Raw genomic sequence first — 20,295 nt, forward strand, 5'->3', positions numbered from 1 at the left:
AACAGTTTTTAGCCGTTATGATGAAGCGCATTCACAAGTTAAAATTGCATTAGCATCAAGTTTTAAAAAAAGTATAAGATAAACACAATATCAATGGGATCCAATCTTTATGGCACTCGATCCAATCTGGAAACAACAGCTCACACTCGTCACTTATGGCAATGAATTTCTCAACCAAGGTTTGAGTTTTCAACGTTGGTTGAATCACCACATTTTTGATCAGCACAGTTTCCATTTTCGTGATTTGCTTTCACAGCATTTATTGGCTCAACATTTCCAAATTTGGCTAGAGGGCTTAAAAAAACAAGGGGTACAACGCTTAAGTTTACATAGCTCTAGCTTGCTGAATGATGAACAAAATCCGAATGCTAACGTTGAACTTCTTCCCTTTGCTCATTTTATTGTGAGCCATGAACAAAATAAAAAGCAGGCATGGATTTTTGGTAAAGAACTTGCCGAGTGGTATAACGCAGAAAATGACTATGAAGCACCGGCATCCCAACAACTGCAAATTCGTCGAGAAACTTTTTGGCGCTATGAGCTGAACCATAAACTCATTAAACGCATCGAAGCAGATATGCAGTTACCAAAATGGGATGATATTCATAACTTCACTGAAGCAGAATTATTTTTACAAAAACCTGCGGAAGGTTTTATTGAGCCGGAGGTGTTGGGCACACCTTATTATGGTACGCAGCTTGATCTAAGCAGCGAATCGAATGAATCTACAAAACTTGCACTCTTGCCAACGGATGCACAAGCGGATTTTGCACATGACAGCTTGCATCGCTTAGATGCATTAAACCGCCACATTCAGTCTAAAATTCAGCATCCCTATCATGCAGATGGCAGCATCTATACACCTGAAGAACAGTTAAATTTGCGCCATTTTGCTCAAAAAACTGAAGATTTAACGGCTAAATTTATCGTAAAAGTCGCCAATCACTATAAAACTGCACGTTTAACTCCTGTGGTCGAAAGCTCTCCTCTGGATGGATTTAAAACTGAGCAAAGAAAATCAAATCCTCAGCATGCACACACGCCAAATCCAACCCATAAACCCGGTGCAGGTGGAGTGATTACTTTAATTATTATTACGGTAGTGATTTGCTTATTGGCTTATTACTTCGGACTTTAACTGTATAAATATGATCAACACTAAAAAGCCCTTCTCATAGAGGGGCTTTTTTATAAACATACTTCTGTATGAAAGATTTCAAAATTATGAGGTCGTTAAATAATTAAATGGACGAATTTCTAATCGAACGCGATGCTGATCGGCATGTTGATTAATATAATGACTGACAGAGACTACTTCCCCCTCAAGCTCTGCGTCTGCACCATACATGATTTTGACTGCCTCACCTTTGCGGGGAATCATTTCGAGCTCTACAGTAATGCTACCTTGACCCATACCAACTATTTCAGCCAACATTTTATTTTCCTTTTGTTCTTTTCTATCCATACATTAGGCATGTCGCAAAGCGCGGTATAAAGATTATTTCTGTAACTTAACTGCACTTTTTATTGATAAAACATCAAAACTTAAACATCAAAAACATAAGAGTCCAATTGTTCTAAAAATGCATCAACTGCATTTGCAGACTTTAAACGAATCCATTGAATATGTTGATATTCAGGTGCATTCATCATCTGTAGATATTTTTCACGATTCTTTTTATGGGTCTTAATCATCCACCAGACAATGGAATCTCGACCAAATATCCGCCAGAAACTTTCCTGATTATTTGAATCTGGCCAAAGATCTTGTTTGGACTTAGCCCGAGAAATTGCGCGCTTTACAGAGCGGTATAAATTGACTGGAAACGGAAGGTCTAACCATATCACCGTATCTATTTCAGACCATTTAACAGGAATCGCCCGAGTATAATTGCCATCAATAACATAACCATTTTTCGCTTTAGCGGTTTCAGCTTCAATACGTGCAAAAAAGATCTCATCAGGACATTCTTGCCAATCATCTAGCCAAAACAAGTTATCTAATTCAATGTAATGCAAACCAAGCTTTGTTGCCAATGCCCTAGAAAATGTTGATTTTCCTGTAGCAGATGTACCGACTACGTTTATTTTTTTCATTGTCATGATGATCTACTTGAGTCAAGTGAACCTACTTCAAGATAACAGTATTAGATAAGATAGGTTAACTTTTATTCTTCACGATAATTTAAAAGATCTGCATCGATATTGATAAAGTCAGGTTCAATTGCAGTATAAAAACACACTTTTCACAGACTATATTGATCCAATAATTTTTCAGTTGGTATTTATCCATTCATTTATGGCCGTCCCCCCTATCTGCACGCCTTATAAAAAAAACAGATTCTAGCTGTCCCCAGATGAATGAATTAATTCTGCCCGCAATTATGATGAACATGCGCAATATAAATACCTTCCCGTTCTGAGCGAAAAGCACCGTGTGCATGTGCGGGCCTTCAACTGAGCATTAAACAAACCGGCCAGGCAACAAGATCGAAGCTAAACATTGAAATCACGACATAATACGCACAAACCGTGGCTCGGGGCGCAGCACCTACCTAGCCTATTCATTTTCAGATATAATTTAGCGCTAAGCATCGATCAAATATTCAAAATTTAAATATAGTAACCAAACACTTAAATATAAAATTTCAACATAATTATTATGAGACTTTATGAAAACAGAATTTGACATTTATGCTAAAAAACCGCTGATTTCATGGCCAACAATTTTAATGCTTATTTTACTAGGCATTGCGATGGTCTTTATTATACCTTTTTTCAAATGGTTTAGAGATCAAGCTCAACCGCTTAACGTCAGCATAGTGATTGAATACCTGCAATTCACCCTAAAAAATTTCCCGATTTACAAGCTGCAAGCCGATCATGCCCAGCTGATCCTGCTCTACATCGTATCTATAATTGTCATTGATTACTTAAAAACGCAGATTAAACTGGTCATTACGCCTGATAAAATTTATTACCGCTTGTGGAAAATACCTCTCAGCACATTCATTCAGCGGCAGGAGGTAGAATACTGTCAATTTGCCATTCTTGGTATAAAACGCCCAAAACGGATCTCATGGCTGCAGCGTCCTATTTATCAGACTGCCAACAAAGAAAATCCACAGCTTTTATTCTTCCCCCTTAAAAATGTTCAATCTCAACTGCACCTTGCATGCTTAAGTGAACATGAAAAAGGGCAGCTGATTCAAATACTCAAACAATATTATAATTTTCAGGATGAGATTGCGGCGCTGACGCTTTCTCAAGAAGATCTGCAAAATTTAATTCTGCAAACCAAGATCAGCCCGCGGATCGCCTACCTGATTATCGGCAGCGTTCCTATTGGTATTTTGGGCTTATATTTAAACGCGCAAGCGCAGTTCTTTTACATTTCCAATTATCCGGTTTTGCTGTGTTTGGCCATTATTTTTCTGCTGATTTTCATTCCAAGCGTATTGTGGATACAAAAAGATATTCCCAAAATGGCGTTTACAGGAAGCGTGCTGTCCAGTACATTTTTAACGCTGAGCCTGAGCTTTTTTCTAATGCCGGTATTGCATAGTTATTATGCTTTGCATTTTGGCACTCATAAAATGACCGATGCGCAATTACTCTCAATGGATACAGATGGTCAGAAATGGTTGTTATTAGACAACCAGCAAACTTTTCATATTTTACCCAAAACATCTTTCTACAACACGCACTTTAAAATAAATGCAATTTATGAATTTCCCATTTATTATCATTGGCATAACTATCATTTTCAGCACCGAGACCTTGCTTATGTCCAGCTTAAAACAAAAACCGATTAATATTGGTTAAGCTTACATAAGAATTTAAAGCCCAAAAAAAGACCGCTAAAAGCGGTCCCTTTTTAAGTCATAAAGACTTATGCAGCTAATGCATCTTTAGCTTTAGAAGCTAAAGCAGCAAACGCAACTGCGTCATGCATAGCGATGTCAGCAAGTACGCGACGGTCGATAATCACTTGAGCTTTTTTCAAGCCAGCGATCATACGGCTGTACGACAAACCATTTTGACGAGCACCGGCATTGATACGCGCAATCCATAGAGCACGGAATTGACGTTTCTTTTGACGACGGTCACGGTAAGCATATTGACCTGCTTTGATTACTGCTTGGAACGCTACGCGATATACGCGTGAACGAGCGCCGTAGTAACCTTTAGCACGAGCAAGAATTTTTTTATGACGGCGATGAGCCTGTACACCACGTTTAACACGAGCCATTTATAATCTCCTTAGATGTATGGGCACATACGGCGAACTGAAGCAACGTCACTTACGTGAACCATTACACAGCCGCGTAATTGACGGATACGCTTAGCAGATTTTTTGGTCAAAATGTGTCGTTTGAACGCTTGGTGACGTTTAAAACCGTTTGCAGTTGGCTTGAAGCGTTTAGCTGCACCACGGCGAGTTTTCATCTTAGGCATAAGAACCTCTTTTGAACACCTGTTCGGCACGTCTGCACCATTGCAAAGACGCCCTGCAGGTAAGGGAGCGAGTATTCTAAAGCATCTTTGCTCAAAACAAAAGCGAATCTTTCTACCGAATATCGAACTTAATTAATTTTCTGATATAGATTTTCCGATGATTTTATAAGCGATGCCCAATAAGGCTTATATAATGTCGGCACGCCAACTATTAATGTCCATTATGAAACCTGCACAGGATGCTTTTGCAGCCCTACGTTATCGGGATTTCTCGATTGTTACGCTTAATCAATTTTGTCTGACCTTAGCCATTTTGATTCAAGAAATTATTGTTGCTTACTCACTGTATCAAATCACTAAAGACCCGCTAACACTGGGCTTAATTGGTTTAGCTGAAGCAATTCCTTTTATTGCTCTCTCTTTGTGGGGAGGATACTTTGCAGATCGTTTCAATAAACAGACCATTATGAAAATTTGTCTGTTTTTTTCTGTACCTATGCCACTAATTCTTTGGGGGTTATTTCACCAATATGGTCTCGGCCAAATTGATGTCACCCAACTGTCTTGGGGAATTTATGCGGTCATTTTTGGGCTTGGAACGATCCGTGGTTTCTATAATCCCTCGGCAACGTCGCTTAAACCTTTTTTAATCCCGCGGGAGCTCTATGCCAATGGTGCAACATGGACAACGATTGGTTGGCAAAGTGGGGTGATTATTGGGCCAATGCTTGGCGGTTTTATGTTGGCATTTTTAGGCCGTGAAACCAGCTTACTCAGTGTTGCGGCGCTACTAACGGTCTGCTTCGTTCTCATTAACCTACTCAATAAACGCAGTTTTCCTAAAATTGAATCTGACAATTTAAAAGATAGTTTAAGTGAAGGTTTTCGATTTATCTGGAAAACCAAAATTGTCCTTTGGGCGATTTCACTCGATTTAGTTTCTGTGCTTTTTGGTGGCGTGATTGCCCTCTTACCGATTTTTGCCGAAGATATTTTAAAAGTGGGGCCTGAAGGTTTAGGCTACTTACGGGCAGCACCGTCTATTGGCGCCCTGATCACTATGATTGCATTGACCAAATTCCCTCCAACTCATCATGCATGGCGTAATATGTTATTGGCTGTAGCGGGTTTTGGTGTATTTACCATTTTATTCGCATTTTCAAGCAATCTTTGGTTATCACTCTTTGCACTGGCAATGACTGGGGCATGTGACAGCGTGTCTGTGGTGGTTCGTCAGACCATTTTGCAACTTTATCCACCTGAAAATATGCGAGGTCGTGTTGCTGCGGTGAATGGCATGTTTGTTTCTAGCAGTAATGAACTTGGAGCTTTTGAATCGGGACTTGCAGCAAAATACATGGGCACGATCATGGCGACACTTTTTGGTGGTTGTATGACCATGGCTGTTGTTGCAATCAGCTGGGCAAAAACCCGTGACTTGTTTGGGATCGACATTACCCATCAGTCAAAAAAATAATGGCATATTTTCCATTTAAACCTTGCCAGTATTTCCAATACAGGAAATACTGCGCAGCAATATCGACGCATTCATCACTCACATTGTGATCTTAGAATAGACTTATGAAACAATATCTGTGCTTAACCCTTTTGGCCTGCGCTCCATTTTCTACAGCGTTTAGTGCTTCAACCAAAACCCATCAACTTCCGGCACAGAATATTGAAGTTGCTCCTGCACATTTAACCACGCGTTTAAATTGGTCGGTTTTTCCAAAACCGGTATATGCCAATGAAGACCTCAAGCAACGTGACCGCGCGGCCATTATTCGTGTTACAGCAAATGCAAAAGGCACCATTACCGATGCAAGTGTTGAAGAAAGTACAGGTGTCGATCAACTCGACCGAATCTTAATTTCTGCTGTCAAAAAAGCTAAAGTCAAACCACATTTAGAAAATGGTGAAGCCAAAGCCATTATTGGCTATCAAGCGTTTAATTTGAGAGTTAAAGGCAATACGCCTGAATGTGATTTCAACTTTGATTCAAAAGTTTGGAAGGCACAAAGTGCAGATAAGAAAACGCCATTCCAATATGTATCTCAACCAAAATTAGATCTCACTAGTCATGAGTTGAAACAGCATGATCGTAAAGTCAAATTTAACTTTAAAGTGGATAAACACGGACAAGTAAAAAAGGTCAAGATCAAGCAAGGCTCTGGCATTTATGCACTCGATCAGAAAGTCGTTGAAGCATTGAGAAATAGTCAGATCTCGGTTAAACGTACTGCGAGCACCCTTTGGATCTATAAAAAGTCGAACTTTAAAGATGAAATTCAATTTCAAGTAAATGGCTGCTCATAATCTCAATTTTTAGCGGCATTAAAATAATGCATTGGCATGCCGCGCACTGATGGAATGACTATGTTGAAACAATATACAGCAATAGGTCTAATGCTCTGTGCAAGCACAGTGATGTGCACGCAGTATGCTGCCGCTGAGACTGCGCCCGCCAGCGAAGTAAAAATATTGCAAGACAGACCTGTCAGCTGGATGCGCGCACCCAAAGTTAAATTTGAGCCAGGAGATCTGGAAGGACGCCCTAGATTTGTCAATGTCGCAATTGATGCAGACAACTCGGGCAACATTACCGCAGTCAAAATCATCACCAGTTCAGGCTTGCCAGATTTGGATGATATGGTCATTAACGCGGTAAAAAAGGCACGCTTCAGGCCTTATATAGAATCGGGCATCAGCTATCCCTTCCGAGCGACGCAGCCATTTGAATTTAATGCTGATGACTATTCATCGACACGTAAAACACCAAAAAGAAAGCCCATCAAAACCTGCTGGGCTGATTTTGAGCCCGAGGGCTTGCAGCTCCAACAGTCTGGCCAACATAGAACATTTCAATACAAAGACGTCCCCGCAATGAAGCTGCCGATGACGGAATCTGAAGCAAAACAATTCAGCATAGATTTTAGTTTTAGCGTAGATCGTAAGAACCAAATTTCCGATATTCGTTTAATACAAAGTCCAAGTGATCCAATTGCCCGCTTGCTATTAAAGAAATTTGAACTGGCAAAAATCGAAGCGCCACGTAAGTTTTATCAGATCTTTAAAATTCAATTTAAAGAGCGCATTCAGCTGAAAAATATTCAATGTAATTGAAAAAATAGCCCGTAGATAAACAGATAACGTCCAATTTTGGCGATACTGACCAGTGTGAAAAATCGCCAGAAGTTTTCTTTCATTAAACCCGCGATTAAAGTAATTGGGTCTCCAATCATCGGCAGCCAACTCAGTAGCAAAGACCAATAGCCATATTTGTGATAAATGCCCTGTGCCTGCTGCATTTTTGGCTCTGACACGGGAAACCATGTTTTATTTTTATAATGTTCTACTTTTAAACCGAGCCACCAATTCACACAAGAACCGAGGATATTTCCGATACTGGCCACCAAAATCAGTAGCCATGGATTGTGTTGACCATAGCTCAACAATCCGAGCAATACGGCTTCGGACTGTAAAGGAAGTAAGGTCGCAGCCCCAAATGCCGCGAAGAATAAAACTAAAAACGACCACATCGAAACGAATGCTTAGAGACCTAATTTTTTCTTCGACTTCAAATATTCAAAATTTGACCAAAGCACTGCTGCAACAATTACAACGATTCTCGACCATTTATATTGTGAAGAAATCGGTTCAATCGCAGCTCGCATCAAGTTTTGATCTTTGGTATGTAAATCTGCAAGAATATTTTGAACATGCACAATTTCAGCGACAAATAGCACTAAGCAGCCTGCAATACCCAAAATAATACTCCAATAGATTCTTGGGTTATTTTCAACAATACGGGTAAAATTTAAGAAAAAGTCTTTCATCGCAAAATCGTCCAACTAAGCCGTCAACAACGCGTTCTTTCGGCAGCGCCGCATTCTAACACAGCGTTAGAATTTTCTTCCGTCCTATCTAAAATCTTAAGGTGAGTCTTTCCGCACTTTACTTTTATACATGAGACTTCTAATCTGCCACGCAAATATTGAATAATTTTAACTCACTTTATGAAAAAAATTCTTTGCTTAAGTTTTATCGTGTTATTACAAATTTTGACCGCTTTATATGCACAAAGTCCTTCTGAAGTTGCCAAACAACACGTGATTACACAAGATCAAATGATTTGGCAAAAGCGACCTTTCTTTAACTTCAACAATGACGATCTGGGCAATCAAAATCGTGACCTTAGTTTTAAATTGTATGTTTTAGCCACCGGCGAAGTTCAAAAAGCTGAATTAATCAAAAGCTCTGGACTTACACACATTGATAAGCGGGTTGAGCAGTCACTTTTACGTGCCAAGTTCAAACCTTATATCGAAAATGGTGTAGCCTCCCCCCTTTGTTGCCTTACAGCCCTTCTCACTCAAGACCCTGAAAGAAAACCAAAGACCTTGGTGGAAAAAGCTTCTATTTATTTCGTAAAAAAAGAGCATGTTTCCATGCTCTTTTTTTAAACGTGTATTGCTAAGGCTTTTTGTACCGCTGGACGGGCCGTCAGTCGATCGATATAGTCTTTCACGTATGGATAATCTTCCAGCTGAATTTGCTGCCATTCATGACGCAGTGCCCAAGGCAGAATAGCCATATCTGCAATCGAATACTCTCCAGCCACAAATTTTTGACCAATCAACTGATGGTTCAAAACTTTATATAAGCGTTTAGATTCATTTACATAACGTTCAGTTGCATACGGAATACGTTCAGGTGCAAAACGACTAAAATGATGATTTTGTCCTAACATGGGCCCAAAACCACCCATTTGCCACATCAACCATTGTTCAACTTCAACGCGCTCAAACTCATCTTCTGGATAAAACAAACCTGTTTTACGTCCAAGATATTGCAGAATCGCACCAGACTCAAAAACTGAAATTGACTCTCCTCGTGGGCCATTCTGATCCACGATTGCAGGGATTTTATTGTTCGGAGAAATTCTCAAAAAGTCTGGCTGAAATTGATCATTTTCCAAGATATTAATCGGAAAAATTTGGTATTCCAAACCCATTTCTTCTAAAGCGATGGTAATTTTATGTCCATTGGGTGTACCCCAATAGTAGAGATCAATCATCTATATTCCTTTTTAATTTTCAGTAAGGCAATCTCATTTTGCTTTATGTATAACATGTTTAATCCAGTGAAAGCTTGTCAGTTTTTCTGCAAAGTAACGTTAAAATGTGAATTATCACTTTGCTTTTAAAATCACTTAAGGTACAAAAATTCAAAAAATATAATTTTTTTATAAAAATCCCTTGAAAAAAATCAGCACAGACCGATATTGATACATGTACAAGGATCAAACGATCTTGTTAGTGAACAGTGGATGCCAAGCATCACTGAACATTTCTTATTGTTACAACTTTGCTTATTAAAGAGAGTTCTAATTATGAGTAGTTTAAATCTTAACCCACTTTTCCGTCGTAGCATTGGTTTTGATCGTTTCAACGATTTATTTGATTATGCTATGCAAAGCGACACACCAAATTACCCGCCATACAATATTGAAAAAACGGCTGAAAATAGCTATCGCATTGTGGTGGCAACCGCAGGTTTTACAGAAGATGAACTTTCGCTAAACTTAGAAAATCAAGTGCTAAGCATTTCAGGTAAACCAACTGAAGCGCAAGATACAACTGTGGAATTCCTGCATAAAGGCATTGCTCGTCGTACATTTAAACTGTCTTTACGCTTAGATGAACATATAGAAGTGCAACAAGCCCTATATGAAAATGGTTTATTGACAGTGGACTTACAGCGTATTATTCCTGAAGAAAAACTACCACGCCAAATTCCAATTGGCAAAAAGGCATTGATAGAAAGTCATGTCCAAGAAAATATCGCTGAGTAAACCCTCATAAAAAAAAGACCCTTCGGGGTCTTTTTTTTGAAAAAAATAGTTAAATTCGTAACATAATAAAAAAGAATTAAAATCATCCCATCTCAAAAATATAGTGTCTAGATTGCAAATTTTATGTTCTGATTTTTTATTCCAAACTAAATACTCCCTATAGGTGTTTTAATGAATCCTTGGTGGGTCTGGCTTACAAGCTGTTCATCTACTCTTTTTCAATTTTGGCGTATCTTGCAAAAAATAATCCTACTTTGTATTACTATCTATTTCTATGAAATGTACTTTGTTCTGATTGCTTTTATGACATGGAATATACGACCTAATATTACCAAGATGAAAATCTATTGGAGGGTACTGAAAATCCCCATCTCACGGCCGGTGTTATGTAAATAGATCTCACATAGTTAGCTCAATAAAAAGCTTTGCTCACTTTATACCTACATTAAAACTAAATTAAAGCATTTCAAAACGTCTGAATCGAAACAACGATTGAATATCAATTAAAATATAATCAAATTTGTCTTTCTTAAAGAAACTTACTTAATACCCTCAGACATAAGTTCGCATTCATGAATTTTGCTCTATTTTCCAATCAATACGCAGCAAAAATTATTGGTGCCCTTGAACATCATTGAGATTAAAAAACCAAAATATAGGCAAAAAAAAGCACTGCAAATGCAGTGCTTTTTTAATGGATACTTACTTTTTCTTTTTAGGACCAAGCAGCATACCCATTTGACGGCCTTCCATTTTCGGGGTTTGTTCAACAACACCGTATTCAACTACGTCAGCTTCAATTTTTTGTAATTGAGCCAAACCAAGTTGTTGGTGAGCCATCTCACGACCACGGAAACGAAGCGTGATTTTTACCTTATTGCCTTCTTCAAGGAACTTGATAATGGCACGTAGTTTAACGTTGTAGTCACCAACATCAGTACCAGGGCGTAGCTTGATTTCTTTCACCTGTACTTGATGTTGTTTTTTCTTCGCTTCTTTTTGCTTTTGTTTTAGATCAAACAAATGCTTGTTGAAATCCATGATTTTGCAGACTGGTGGCTCAGCATTAGCAACAATCTCAACAAGGTCAAGATCTACTGCTTCTGCAGCACGCAAAGCGTCAGCAAGAGATACAATCCCTTTTTGCTCGCCATTTTCGTCTACTAGACGGACTTCTTTTGCACGAATTTCATCATTCAAGGCAGGACGGTTTGATTTTCCGCCCTGTTGATTACGGTCAGGCTGTTTAATCGCTTTTACTCCACAATGTACCGGCCGCGTTCGGCTACGGCTGCTTTTACTAGGTCAACGAATGCATCAATTGACATAGTACCCAAATTTTTTCCAGAGCGAGTACGGACGTTTACAGTACCTTCCTCAACTTCACGGTCCCCAAGAACCAATAAGTAAGGAATACGCTCTAAAGTACGTTCACGAATCTTAAAGCCGATTTTCTCATTTCTCAAGTCTGAAATCGCGCGGATACCGCTTTCTTTAAGTTTAGCGACGACTGACTCACATGCTTCAGCTTGTGAATCGGTAATGTTCATCACACATGCTTGAATTGGAGACAACCAAGGTGGCATGAAACCAGCATAGTGTTCAATAAGTATACCAATAAAACGCTCGAAACTGCCAAGAATTGCACGGTGCAACATTACAGGCTGATCACGGTCGTTATCTTCAGTCACATAAGACGCATCTAAACGTTCTGGTAAGTTAAAGTCACATTGAATTGTACCGCACTGCCATACACGACCTAAGCAGTCTTTCAATGAGAATTCAATTTTCGGACCGTAGAATGCACCTTCACCCGGTTGAAGTTCCCACTCTAGGCCTGCAGCATCTAAAGCATCTGCTAAAGATTTTTCTGCCATGTCCCAAAGTTTGTCATCACCTACACGTTTTTCTGGACGTGTCGACAACTTCATTTGTACTTCTTCAAAGCCAAAGTCTTTATAAACATCTAATGTCAGTTTAATAAAGTCTGCAACTTCAGTACCGATTTGTTCTTTGGTACAGAAGATATGCGCATCATCTTGGGTAAAGCCACGTACACGCATAATGCCGTGTAATGAACCCGATGGTTCGTTACGGTGACATGAACCAAACTCAGCTAAACGGATTGGCAGGTCACGGTAAGATTTCAAACCTTGGTTGAAGACTTGCACGTGACATGGGCAGTTCATTGGTTTTACTGCATAGTTACGGTTCTCTGAGTGAGTCGTAAACATATTTTCAGCATAGTTTGCTGCGTGACCTGATTTTTCCCAAAGCGTGAAATCAACCACTTGCGGTGTACGGATTTCTTGGTAACCGTTGGCTTGTTGAACTTTACGCATGTATTGTTCAAGCACTTGGTAAATCGTCCAGCCGTTTGGATGCCAGAACACCATACCCGGCGCTTCTTCTTGCATATGGAACAAGTCTAACGCTTTACCAATTTTACGGTGATCGCGTTTTTCAGCTTCTTCAATACGTTTAATATAGGCAGCTAACTGTTTTTTGTCAGCCCAAGCTGTACCGTAAATACGTTGCAGCTGTTCGTTTTTCGCATCACCGCGCCAGTAAGCACCAGAGATTTTAGTCAACTTGAACGATTTTAAGAATTTAGTATTTGGAACGTGCGGACCACGACACATATCCAAGTAGTCTTGATGATAGTACAAGCCCATTTCAGTTTCTTCAGGCATGTCTTCTATCAGACGCAGTTTGTATTCTTCGCCGCGTGCAGTGAACTCTTTGATCACTTCATCACGTGGAGTCATTTTTTTGATGACATCATAGTCTTGGTCGATGAGCTTTTTCATGCGCTCTTCGATTGCTGCCATGTCATCTAAAGTAAACGGACGTGGCATCCAGATGTCATAGTAGAAACCTTCTTCAATGACAGGACCAATGACCATCTTTGCTTCTGGGAACAATTGCTTAACTGCATGACCTACCAAATGCGCACAAGAGTGACGAATGATGTGAATACCATCTTCATCTTTAGGCGTGATAATTTGTAGGCTAGCATCTTCTGTAATTAAATCAGATGCATCAACTAAACGATCGTTTACACGACCCGCAACTGTATTTTTTGCTAGACCAGGACCGATGCTTTGAGCAACTTCCATCACAGACACGGCATGATCAAATTGTTTTTGATCGCCATTAGGCAAAGTGATAATTGGCATATAAAAATCCTTAAGGAGTGATGCCCCGTACAATGGAGCATGTCACCGCGAGATTATGATCGAGGGAGACCCTCAAAAGATAAAAACGGTGGATAAATAAAATTCGACCTAAATTTTACACGCCCTGCCAACTTTAATAAACCTCTAATCCCATAGAAGTTGATTTTTCTGCCGCCTTTTACAAGACTCCTGATAATTCAAACAGATTTCAGCCGAAATGCGCTTTATGCTGTCAACATAATAATCACGTTCTAATTCATAAAATTATTCCGAATTTCGAACACCTATACCCACTGAACTCTCTATGTAGGCAGGTATCATGCAAGCACATTCACTTATATCTTGGTCTAGTTTAAAACCGCTCCAAACCCGCTTATGCCCTTGCAGCCAATGTCGATCTTGTGGTCTTACGGCTCGAAGATGATGATGTAGAACAAGTCGTGGTCATGTATGGTCGCTGTCAGCATCGCGGCGCACTCATGGCCGATGCCCATATTCAAGGAGATAAAATCGTCTGTGGGCTGCATGGCTCTCACTATATTTATAAAACTGGCATCAACCCACGTTATCTGAATAAAAATCTGCAAAAGTTTAAAGCGTGGGTGGAAGGCGATCAGGTGTATGTCGATCTTGAAGAAATTCAAGCGTGGGAAAAAAGAAATCCTCAACAATATAAGCGTGATCAATACCAAGGCCTATATGCTGACTCCGCGCCCGCGCCAGAAGAACCATATAATAAATTGATCTTGGAACTCGCACGAAATGGCTTAAGTAAATTTGGACATCATGGCCCGACAGCGGCAATGGGCGTGCCTTTCAATCAACTTCCGAAATGGGATGATATTCAACTGATCACCGCACAACTGTGGAAAATTCCATTGTTAGATGATGCACCCGTAGCAACCGAAGTGGTGATTGGCCCAAATGCTAAAGAACCTTTAAAACTCAACATTCCCCTGTTTGTGTCAGATATGAGTTTTGGTGCGTTATCTCAAGAAGCCAAAGTTGCCCTTGCAACAGGTGCTGAAATTGCGGGTACAGGGATTTGCTCAGGTGAAGGTGGAATGCTTGCTGAGGAACAAGCGGCCAATTCACGTTATTTTTATGAACTTGCATCGGGTCGTTTTGGCTATGACATCGAAAAAGTTAAAAAGTGTCAGGCCTTTCATTTTAAAGGCGGTCAAGCTGCAAAAACAGGTACGGGAGGGCATCTTCCAGGCCATAAAGTGGTTGGTAAGATTGCAGAAGTGCGCAAATTACCAGAAGGCACCGCAGCCGTTTCCCCTGCGACCTTCCCTGATTGGACACATCTTTCACAATATCGTGAATTTGCAGAATATGTCCGAGCAGAAACAGGAGGCATCCCAATCGGCTACAAGCTCTCCGCACAGCATATTGAACGTGATATCGACGCAGCACTCAGCATTGGTGTGGACTATATTATTTTAGATGGACGTGGCGGTGGTACAGGTGCAGCCCCAACCTTATTCCGTGACAATATCTCTGTACCGACCATTCCCGCGCTTGCACGAGCACGTCGTCATTTAGACCGTTTAGGACGGTCAGATATTAGTTTAGTGATCACAGGTGGACTTCGTGTACCCGCTGACTTTATTAAAGCACTGGCTTTAGGTGCAGATGCCATCGCGATTTCAAACTCTGCCATGCAAGCCATTGGCTGTTTAGCTATGCGTGCCTGTCAGACCAATGATTGTTCTGTCGGCATCGCCACACAACAAGATCATTTACGTCGTCGTTTAGAAATAGACAAGTCGGCACAACAACTGGCGAATTTTCTAAATGCATCCGTTGAACTGATGCAAGTTCTGGCACGTGCCTGCGGACATCATCATCTGAATCAATTCTGCAAAGATGACCTGACCACATGGAAAAAAGAGATGTCTAACCTCACGGGTATTCACTACGGTGGATTTGAGTAAGCTTCAAATCGTGAGCTTTTTTCAAAACAATTGAACCTAAAAAGAGTCCATACGGGCTCTTTTTTTATTCTCTGAAGGTCTCAAAGGCCATGAATTGATCAGCTTGGTACAACCAAAGCTGTGCAAATTGAGGGATGATCATTTCACTCTGGGTAGGGCGTAAAAAAATATAATCATCTACATCTATGTTGCTTGTCTGTGGAATTTGCACAAGTTCCTGATTACTACTTCGACCATATAATGCATGGGGCTGACTGCCTTGAGGATAAACATAGTCCCCTCGCCAATAGCCTCCATAAATAAATACAGCCTGATATTTTGCCCAACGACTGAGCCATTCTAACTGTGGTAATTCAGTCCGCGGCAACACTTTTAGCACGGGTGCGGCGATCCATAAGGCACTTTGGAAAGCTTGTAAATTTTTCAGTTCAAAATCTGCGGGTTTTAATAACATCGAGCCAAACGAGACTTCGTTACAGACGCTCTGCTGATAATGAAAACTAAAACTAGGACTACCACCACCATTCCAACAGGTGTGTTCATCACATAAAGTTGGATAGCGCTGTTGTACATAAGCTTTGAATTGTTGATAACTTTTCTGGGATTGTTGATAAGTCTGTTCAGCAGATTGAATCAGTCGTGGAATCTTCGCCACATGTGCGTCATAGCCCATCAATCCTGAAAATTTTAAATGTTGAGGATGTTGAACGATTACATCCAAAATAGCCTTTAGCTCATCGATCGTTTTCAGACCACCGCGGTGTAGCCCCACATCGATTTCAATATTGATGCGTAGACACAGTTGATGCTGCTCAGCAAATTTGAGGTATTGGGCTAAACGCTGTTCACTATCAATCAGCCATTGCACTTGCGATTGCGTGGCCTGCAAAACTGCCTTGTCTGCATGCTTCAAGGCCTGAATTGGCATCGGTTTTCCAAACAACACATCGGCTTGTGGCATCGACTCGAAAAGTGTTTTCAGATGTGCAAAATGAAATAGCATGAAACGCTGTGTCTTGAGCTGTGTAGCACAGTGTTGAAGCAGAGCCATGCACGCCAAGGATTTCACCACCAAGCGCGGATGCAGACGCTCTGGCATTTGCTGCTGAGTGACCCCCAAGTTGTGATTTAATGCATCAACATCCACGATTAACTGGGGCATCCCCGTACCATTTTGTTTTAACAGCGAATTCAACTTTTGAAAATATGCATCCATGCCATCCCCTTTTTCATATCGTTCAATTGGTCTTCAATGTTTAACTTCCACGATGCTTAATCAATCAGTAACTGCTGTAGCTCGGGACTGAGCCACTTTTGCTGAGGATCTAATTCTTGTCGAATATTCAAAAAATCTTGCCACTTGGGGTACACATTTTGAAGCTGCCGCGCATTTAGGCTATGCAATTTCCCCCAATGCGGACGCCCGCCATATTTAAAAAAAATCGGCTCCACGAGCTTAAAGATGACTTGATAATCTTGCTTATAGAACTGATGCACCGAAATTGAGGCCGAATCTTGCTGATAAAACGGACTGAGCCAAATATCATCCCCACGTACAAGTCGATATTCTAGCGGGAAAAACATCGGCACCTTATGTCGTCGAAGGGTATGCAAAATTTCTTCTAAACAATTCATCCCGTGTTGCAGCGGAATCTGGTATTCCATCTCATTAAATTTGGTACTTCGAGCAGAAGGAAAAATTCGACTTGACCAGTCTACGTTGATCGAAGGTTTGACAAAAACACCTAATAATTTTTGTAGCCATGGATTCAGTGGTGGAAAAATTCGCGTCAATTCTGCACAAAGTTTGAGTAATACGTCGTCATCTAACCACTGTTCTTTTCGAGGTTGAAGGTTATCTTCCGTCTCATCTAAGGTTTTTAAAATAACCTGATCGGCATGACTAAATGCCCAGAACTCAATATGTCGATGTGCATATTGCCATTGCTGCATATTCTGCATGACATCGTTCAGCGGACATAATCGCGTTTGTTCTTTGAGTTTATACATCGGCCGATTTTGCAGCTGTACATGCGTCAGCACGCCTAAACTCCCGAGTGAAACACGCCCTGCTTGGAAAATTTCGCTGTTCTGTTCAGCACTGCATTGTAGTAATTCACCCTGCGCGGTTAATAATTCAAACCTCGTAACCAATGCCGATAAACACGGTAATTCGAGTCCGGTACCATGCGTCCCTGTTGCAATAGCTCCAGCCAAACTTTGACGATCAATATCTCCTTGATTAATCAGTGCCTGATCAAAAGACGCGAGCTTCTCACCCAAATCAAATAATCGTGTGCCAGCTTGGACGGTACTTTGGCAGCGTTCAGCATCGATATCTAGAATGCCTTTGAGATGATCTAAACGTACTAAGGTATCTGTGGTTTTTGCCAAAGGGCTAAATGAGTGCCCTGCGCCAACCAAGCGAATCTTAGGATGGGATTGCACCACATCCATTAATTGCTCAAGATTTTGCGGTTGTATAAATGACTTCGGGATCGACTTCTGAGCACCTGACCAATTTTCCCATGCAATGTCGTGTTGAATTGTCATATTCATCCTTGTCGCCATACTTTTTATTGTATTTAGCCGTATTGTTTTATTTTTGATTTCTGCTTTTGCAATGTTAATGCGCAAGCCATCTTGATTTTTTACTTAGATTATACTAAGTTAAGCATCTTCTCAAATTTCAGTTTATTGTTATAAAACAGCAAATAATCCACGATCAATTAAAGAAAATATCATTCGTTTATACCCCCACAAAGACTATTCAAGGCGCTCTACATTATTCGTTAAGCATCATTCAAACCGAATCAACAAAGAAGATCACACACGGAAATATCTGCCAAATTAGTATAAAAAACCAACAAACCCTGTATATTTTTCAACTAAATTATTTATGCTAAAAAATCAATTTTGAGAACCACAGGGTTCATTTTCGTCACCTTATTTTTTTTATTATGTTAGATTTCAATCACTTAAAAATTTAGTGTAAATACTCGACTAAAGCATAAATGCAGAGAAGCTACGGACTGAATTATTGTTAAGTCAGATTTAAAACAAATATATATATGGACTTGGAGTACCACGATGGTTAGCGCATACGATGAATTGCCACGGACCCCGGCAAATTTTGTGGCACTTTCGCCTCTACGTTATTTAGAGCGTGCAGCCTATATTTATCCTGATCAGGATGCCATTATCCACGGCAATCGTCATATTTCATGGCGCCAAACGTATAACCGCTGTCGTCAATTTGCGCATCAATTGCAACAATTAGGCATTGGCAAAAACGACACCGTGTCTGTGTTATTACCGAACGTTCCAGCTATGGTTGAAGCACACTTTGCCGTACCGATGGCGGGTGCGGTACTGAATACGCTAAATACACGCCTTGATGCGAAAACCATTGCCTTCATGTTGGAACATGCGGAAACCAAAGTCCTGCTGGTTGACCCTGAATTCACTCAAGTAGCCACAGAAGCTTTAGCTTTAATCGATCAAGACATTTATGTCATTGATGTTGCAGATGCAGAGTTTGAAGGTACAGCACAACCGATTGGACAAGTCGAATTTGAAGACTGGTTGGCGCAAGGCGATGCCAACTTTGAATGGCACTTACCTCAAGATGAATGGGATGCAATTAGCTTAAGCTATACCTCTGGCACGACAGGGAATCCAAAAGGCGTGGTGTATCATCACCGCGGCGCATATATCAATGCAGCGAGTAACATCATTGCTTGCGGCATGACGCCACGTGCAACGTATCTGTGGACGCTTCCTCTATTCCACTGTAATGGCTGGTGCTTTGCTTGGACGATGGCAGCCAATGGCGGAACCAATATTTGTCTACGTAAAATCGACCCTGAACTGATTTTCAAACTGATCGCAGAACACAAAGTAGATTATTTCTGCGGTGCGCCAATCGTACTTTCAATGCTGATCAACACGCCTGAAGAGAAAAAAGCACAATTTGACCATCGCGTTGAAGTGATGGTTGCTGGCGCAGCGCCACCTGCAGCGATTATTGAAGGGATGCGTAATATTGGTATCAATGTCACGCATGTCTATGGTTTGACTGAAACCTATGGTCCATCGGCACTCTGCGCATCGCAAGCAGGCTGGTCTGATCTTTCCATTCAAGAACAAGCACAGTTGCATTCTCGCCAAGGTGTACCATACCCGCTTCAAGACGGCATGAAAGTCATTGACCCTGAGACCATGTTACCTGTTCCGCATGATGGCCAGACCATGGGCGAAATCATGTTCCGTGGCAACATCGTAATGAAAGGCTATTTGAAAAACCCAGAAGCAACGGCTGAAGCCTTTGCCGGTGGCTGGTTCCATACCGGCGACTTAGCAGTCTGCCAACCTGACGGTTATGCCAAAATTACTGACCGCTCTAAAGATGTGATCATTTCAGGGGGTGAAAACATTTCATCACTCGAAGTAGAAGAAATTCTATATCAACACCCTGCTGTACTAACCGCTGCAGTGGTTGCAAAACCTGACCCTCGTTGGCAAGAAGTGCCTTGTGCCTTTATTGAATTAAAAGCAGGTAAAGAAGCAACGCCTGAAGAACTGATTGAATTCTGTAAGCAGCACCTTGCACGTTTCAAAGTACCTAAAGATGTAGTGATTACCGAAATTCCAAAAACCTCGACAGGTAAACTTCAGAAGTTCGTTCTCCGTGAATGGGCTAAAGAGCGCGCTGTTGGTGAATTTGGTTAATGTTAAAACTCAAAAGCCAAGCATGATTTTTTCAATCATTTAAGCAAAAAAAGCGACCTAATCAGGTCGCTTTTTTAATGTGAAGTCTATAACTTCACGTTTTGCTTCAATGATCAGATCATGTTGAATTCTC

General features: G+C 40.7%; 20 protein-coding genes. 9 read left to right on the plus strand and 11 right to left on the minus strand.

The genetic code is table 11. The features are described 5' to 3' along the window. Positions 1-109 precede the first annotated feature (109 nt). Entirely contained in the window at positions 110-1,138 is a 1,029-nt protein-coding gene (locus MST17_RS13085) for a hypothetical protein (RefSeq protein WP_180025965.1), read from the plus strand. Positions 1,139-1,222: 84 nt separating this feature from the next. On the opposite strand, the gene MST17_RS13090 is transcribed toward MST17_RS13085, so the two are convergent. Both MST17_RS13090 and MST17_RS13095 read right to left on the minus strand, forming a co-directional pair. Continuing rightward, on the minus strand, positions 1,223-1,435 hold the full coding sequence (locus tag MST17_RS13090; protein ID WP_111884721.1) for a hypothetical protein: 213 nt from the start codon (positions 1,433-1,435) through the stop codon (positions 1,223-1,225). Between the two features lie 110 nt (positions 1,436-1,545). Further along, the gene (locus MST17_RS13095; RefSeq protein WP_180026031.1) at positions 1,546-2,097 is read right to left on the minus strand and encodes an adenylate kinase; all 552 of its coding nucleotides are present in this window, start codon (positions 2,095-2,097) and stop codon (positions 1,546-1,548) included. A gap of 575 nt (positions 2,098-2,672) precedes the next feature. On the opposite strand from MST17_RS13095, the gene MST17_RS13100 reads away from it, so the two are divergent. Then, on the plus strand, positions 2,673-3,815 hold the full coding sequence (locus MST17_RS13100) for a hypothetical protein (RefSeq protein ID WP_180025966.1): 1,143 nt from the start codon (positions 2,673-2,675) through the stop codon (positions 3,813-3,815). Positions 3,816-3,892: 77 nt separating this feature from the next. On the opposite strand, the gene rplT is transcribed toward MST17_RS13100, so the two are convergent. After that, positions 3,893-4,252, minus strand: coding sequence for a 50S ribosomal protein L20 (gene rplT, locus MST17_RS13105; RefSeq protein WP_004647525.1), 360 nt, complete (start codon positions 4,250-4,252; stop codon positions 3,893-3,895). A gap of 11 nt (positions 4,253-4,263) precedes the next feature. Beyond that, a complete protein-coding gene (rpmI, locus tag MST17_RS13110; RefSeq protein ID WP_065994397.1) occupies positions 4,264-4,458 on the minus strand; it encodes a 50S ribosomal protein L35 in 195 nt (64 codons plus the stop codon). A 223-nt stretch (positions 4,459-4,681) separates the two neighbouring features. Between rpmI and MST17_RS13115 the strand changes: the two genes are divergently transcribed. From MST17_RS13115 to MST17_RS13125, 3 genes are all read left to right on the plus strand, one after another. Beyond that, positions 4,682-5,935 (plus strand): MFS transporter, encoded by a 1,254-nt coding sequence (locus tag MST17_RS13115; RefSeq protein WP_078192864.1) that lies wholly within the window; start codon positions 4,682-4,684, stop codon positions 5,933-5,935. A 104-nt stretch (positions 5,936-6,039) separates the two neighbouring features. After that, positions 6,040-6,774, plus strand: coding sequence for an energy transducer TonB (locus tag MST17_RS13120; RefSeq protein ID WP_180025967.1), 735 nt, complete (start codon positions 6,040-6,042; stop codon positions 6,772-6,774). A 60-nt stretch (positions 6,775-6,834) separates the two neighbouring features. Further along, positions 6,835-7,581, plus strand: a complete 747-nt coding sequence (locus MST17_RS13125; protein ID WP_180020973.1) for an energy transducer TonB — start codon at positions 6,835-6,837, stop codon at positions 7,579-7,581. Here MST17_RS13125 and MST17_RS13130 read toward each other — a convergent pair. Beyond that, the gene (locus tag MST17_RS13130) at positions 7,569-7,997 is read right to left on the minus strand and encodes a YqaA family protein (protein WP_180025968.1); all 429 of its coding nucleotides are present in this window, start codon (positions 7,995-7,997) and stop codon (positions 7,569-7,571) included. The two genes, MST17_RS13125 and MST17_RS13130, sit on opposite strands and share 13 nt — an antisense overlap. A 12-nt stretch (positions 7,998-8,009) precedes the next feature. After that, a complete protein-coding gene (locus MST17_RS13135) occupies positions 8,010-8,294 on the minus strand; it encodes a hypothetical protein (protein WP_180025969.1) in 285 nt (94 codons plus the stop codon). A gap of 180 nt (positions 8,295-8,474) precedes the next feature. On the opposite strand from MST17_RS13135, the gene MST17_RS13140 reads away from it, so the two are divergent. After that, positions 8,475-8,921 (plus strand): energy transducer TonB, encoded by a 447-nt coding sequence (locus MST17_RS13140; RefSeq protein WP_180082324.1) that lies wholly within the window; start codon positions 8,475-8,477, stop codon positions 8,919-8,921. Here the strand turns inward: MST17_RS13140 and MST17_RS13145 are convergent. Next, positions 8,918-9,535, minus strand: a complete 618-nt coding sequence (locus MST17_RS13145) for a glutathione S-transferase N-terminal domain-containing protein (RefSeq protein WP_168378472.1) — start codon at positions 9,533-9,535, stop codon at positions 8,918-8,920. The two genes, MST17_RS13140 and MST17_RS13145, sit on opposite strands and share 4 nt — an antisense overlap. 315 nt (positions 9,536-9,850) lie before the next feature. On the opposite strand from MST17_RS13145, the gene MST17_RS13150 reads away from it, so the two are divergent. Further along, positions 9,851-10,312 carry an Hsp20 family protein gene (locus MST17_RS13150; RefSeq protein WP_180011698.1) on the plus strand — a complete coding sequence of 154 codons (462 nt, stop codon included), beginning with the start codon at positions 9,851-9,853 and terminating at the stop codon, positions 10,310-10,312. A 702-nt stretch (positions 10,313-11,014) separates the two neighbouring features. On the opposite strand, the gene infC is transcribed toward MST17_RS13150, so the two are convergent. Continuing rightward, positions 11,015-11,563, minus strand: coding sequence for a translation initiation factor IF-3 (gene infC / locus MST17_RS13155; protein WP_180026032.1), 549 nt, complete (start codon positions 11,561-11,563; stop codon positions 11,015-11,017). A 5-nt stretch (positions 11,564-11,568) separates the two neighbouring features. Continuing rightward, the gene (gene thrS, locus MST17_RS13160) at positions 11,569-13,491 is read right to left on the minus strand and encodes a threonine--tRNA ligase (protein WP_180025971.1); all 1,923 of its coding nucleotides are present in this window, start codon (positions 13,489-13,491) and stop codon (positions 11,569-11,571) included. A 401-nt stretch (positions 13,492-13,892) separates the two neighbouring features. Between thrS and MST17_RS13165 the strand changes: the two genes are divergently transcribed. Beyond that, positions 13,893-15,431: a glutamate synthase-related protein gene (locus tag MST17_RS13165; RefSeq protein ID WP_218949168.1), complete on the plus strand. Its 1,539-nt coding sequence runs from the start codon at positions 13,893-13,895 to the stop codon at positions 15,429-15,431. A gap of 64 nt (positions 15,432-15,495) precedes the next feature. On the opposite strand, the gene MST17_RS13170 is transcribed toward MST17_RS13165, so the two are convergent. Continuing rightward, the gene (locus tag MST17_RS13170) at positions 15,496-16,647 is read right to left on the minus strand and encodes an alanine racemase (RefSeq protein WP_180025972.1); all 1,152 of its coding nucleotides are present in this window, start codon (positions 16,645-16,647) and stop codon (positions 15,496-15,498) included. A 56-nt stretch (positions 16,648-16,703) separates the two neighbouring features. Beyond that, complete coding sequence (locus MST17_RS13175; protein ID WP_180026033.1) at positions 16,704-17,984, minus strand: D-arabinono-1,4-lactone oxidase; 1,281 nt, start codon at positions 17,982-17,984, stop codon at positions 16,704-16,706. A gap of 537 nt (positions 17,985-18,521) precedes the next feature. On the opposite strand from MST17_RS13175, the gene MST17_RS13180 reads away from it, so the two are divergent. Then, a complete protein-coding gene (locus tag MST17_RS13180) occupies positions 18,522-20,162 on the plus strand; it encodes an acyl-CoA synthetase (RefSeq protein WP_180025973.1) in 1,641 nt (546 codons plus the stop codon). Positions 20,163-20,295 lie beyond the last annotated feature (133 nt).

Source organism: Acinetobacter sp. YH16056_T (assembly GCF_024605895.1).
In the GTDB taxonomy this organism is placed as follows: Bacteria; Pseudomonadota; Gammaproteobacteria; order Pseudomonadales; family Moraxellaceae; genus Acinetobacter; species Acinetobacter amyesii.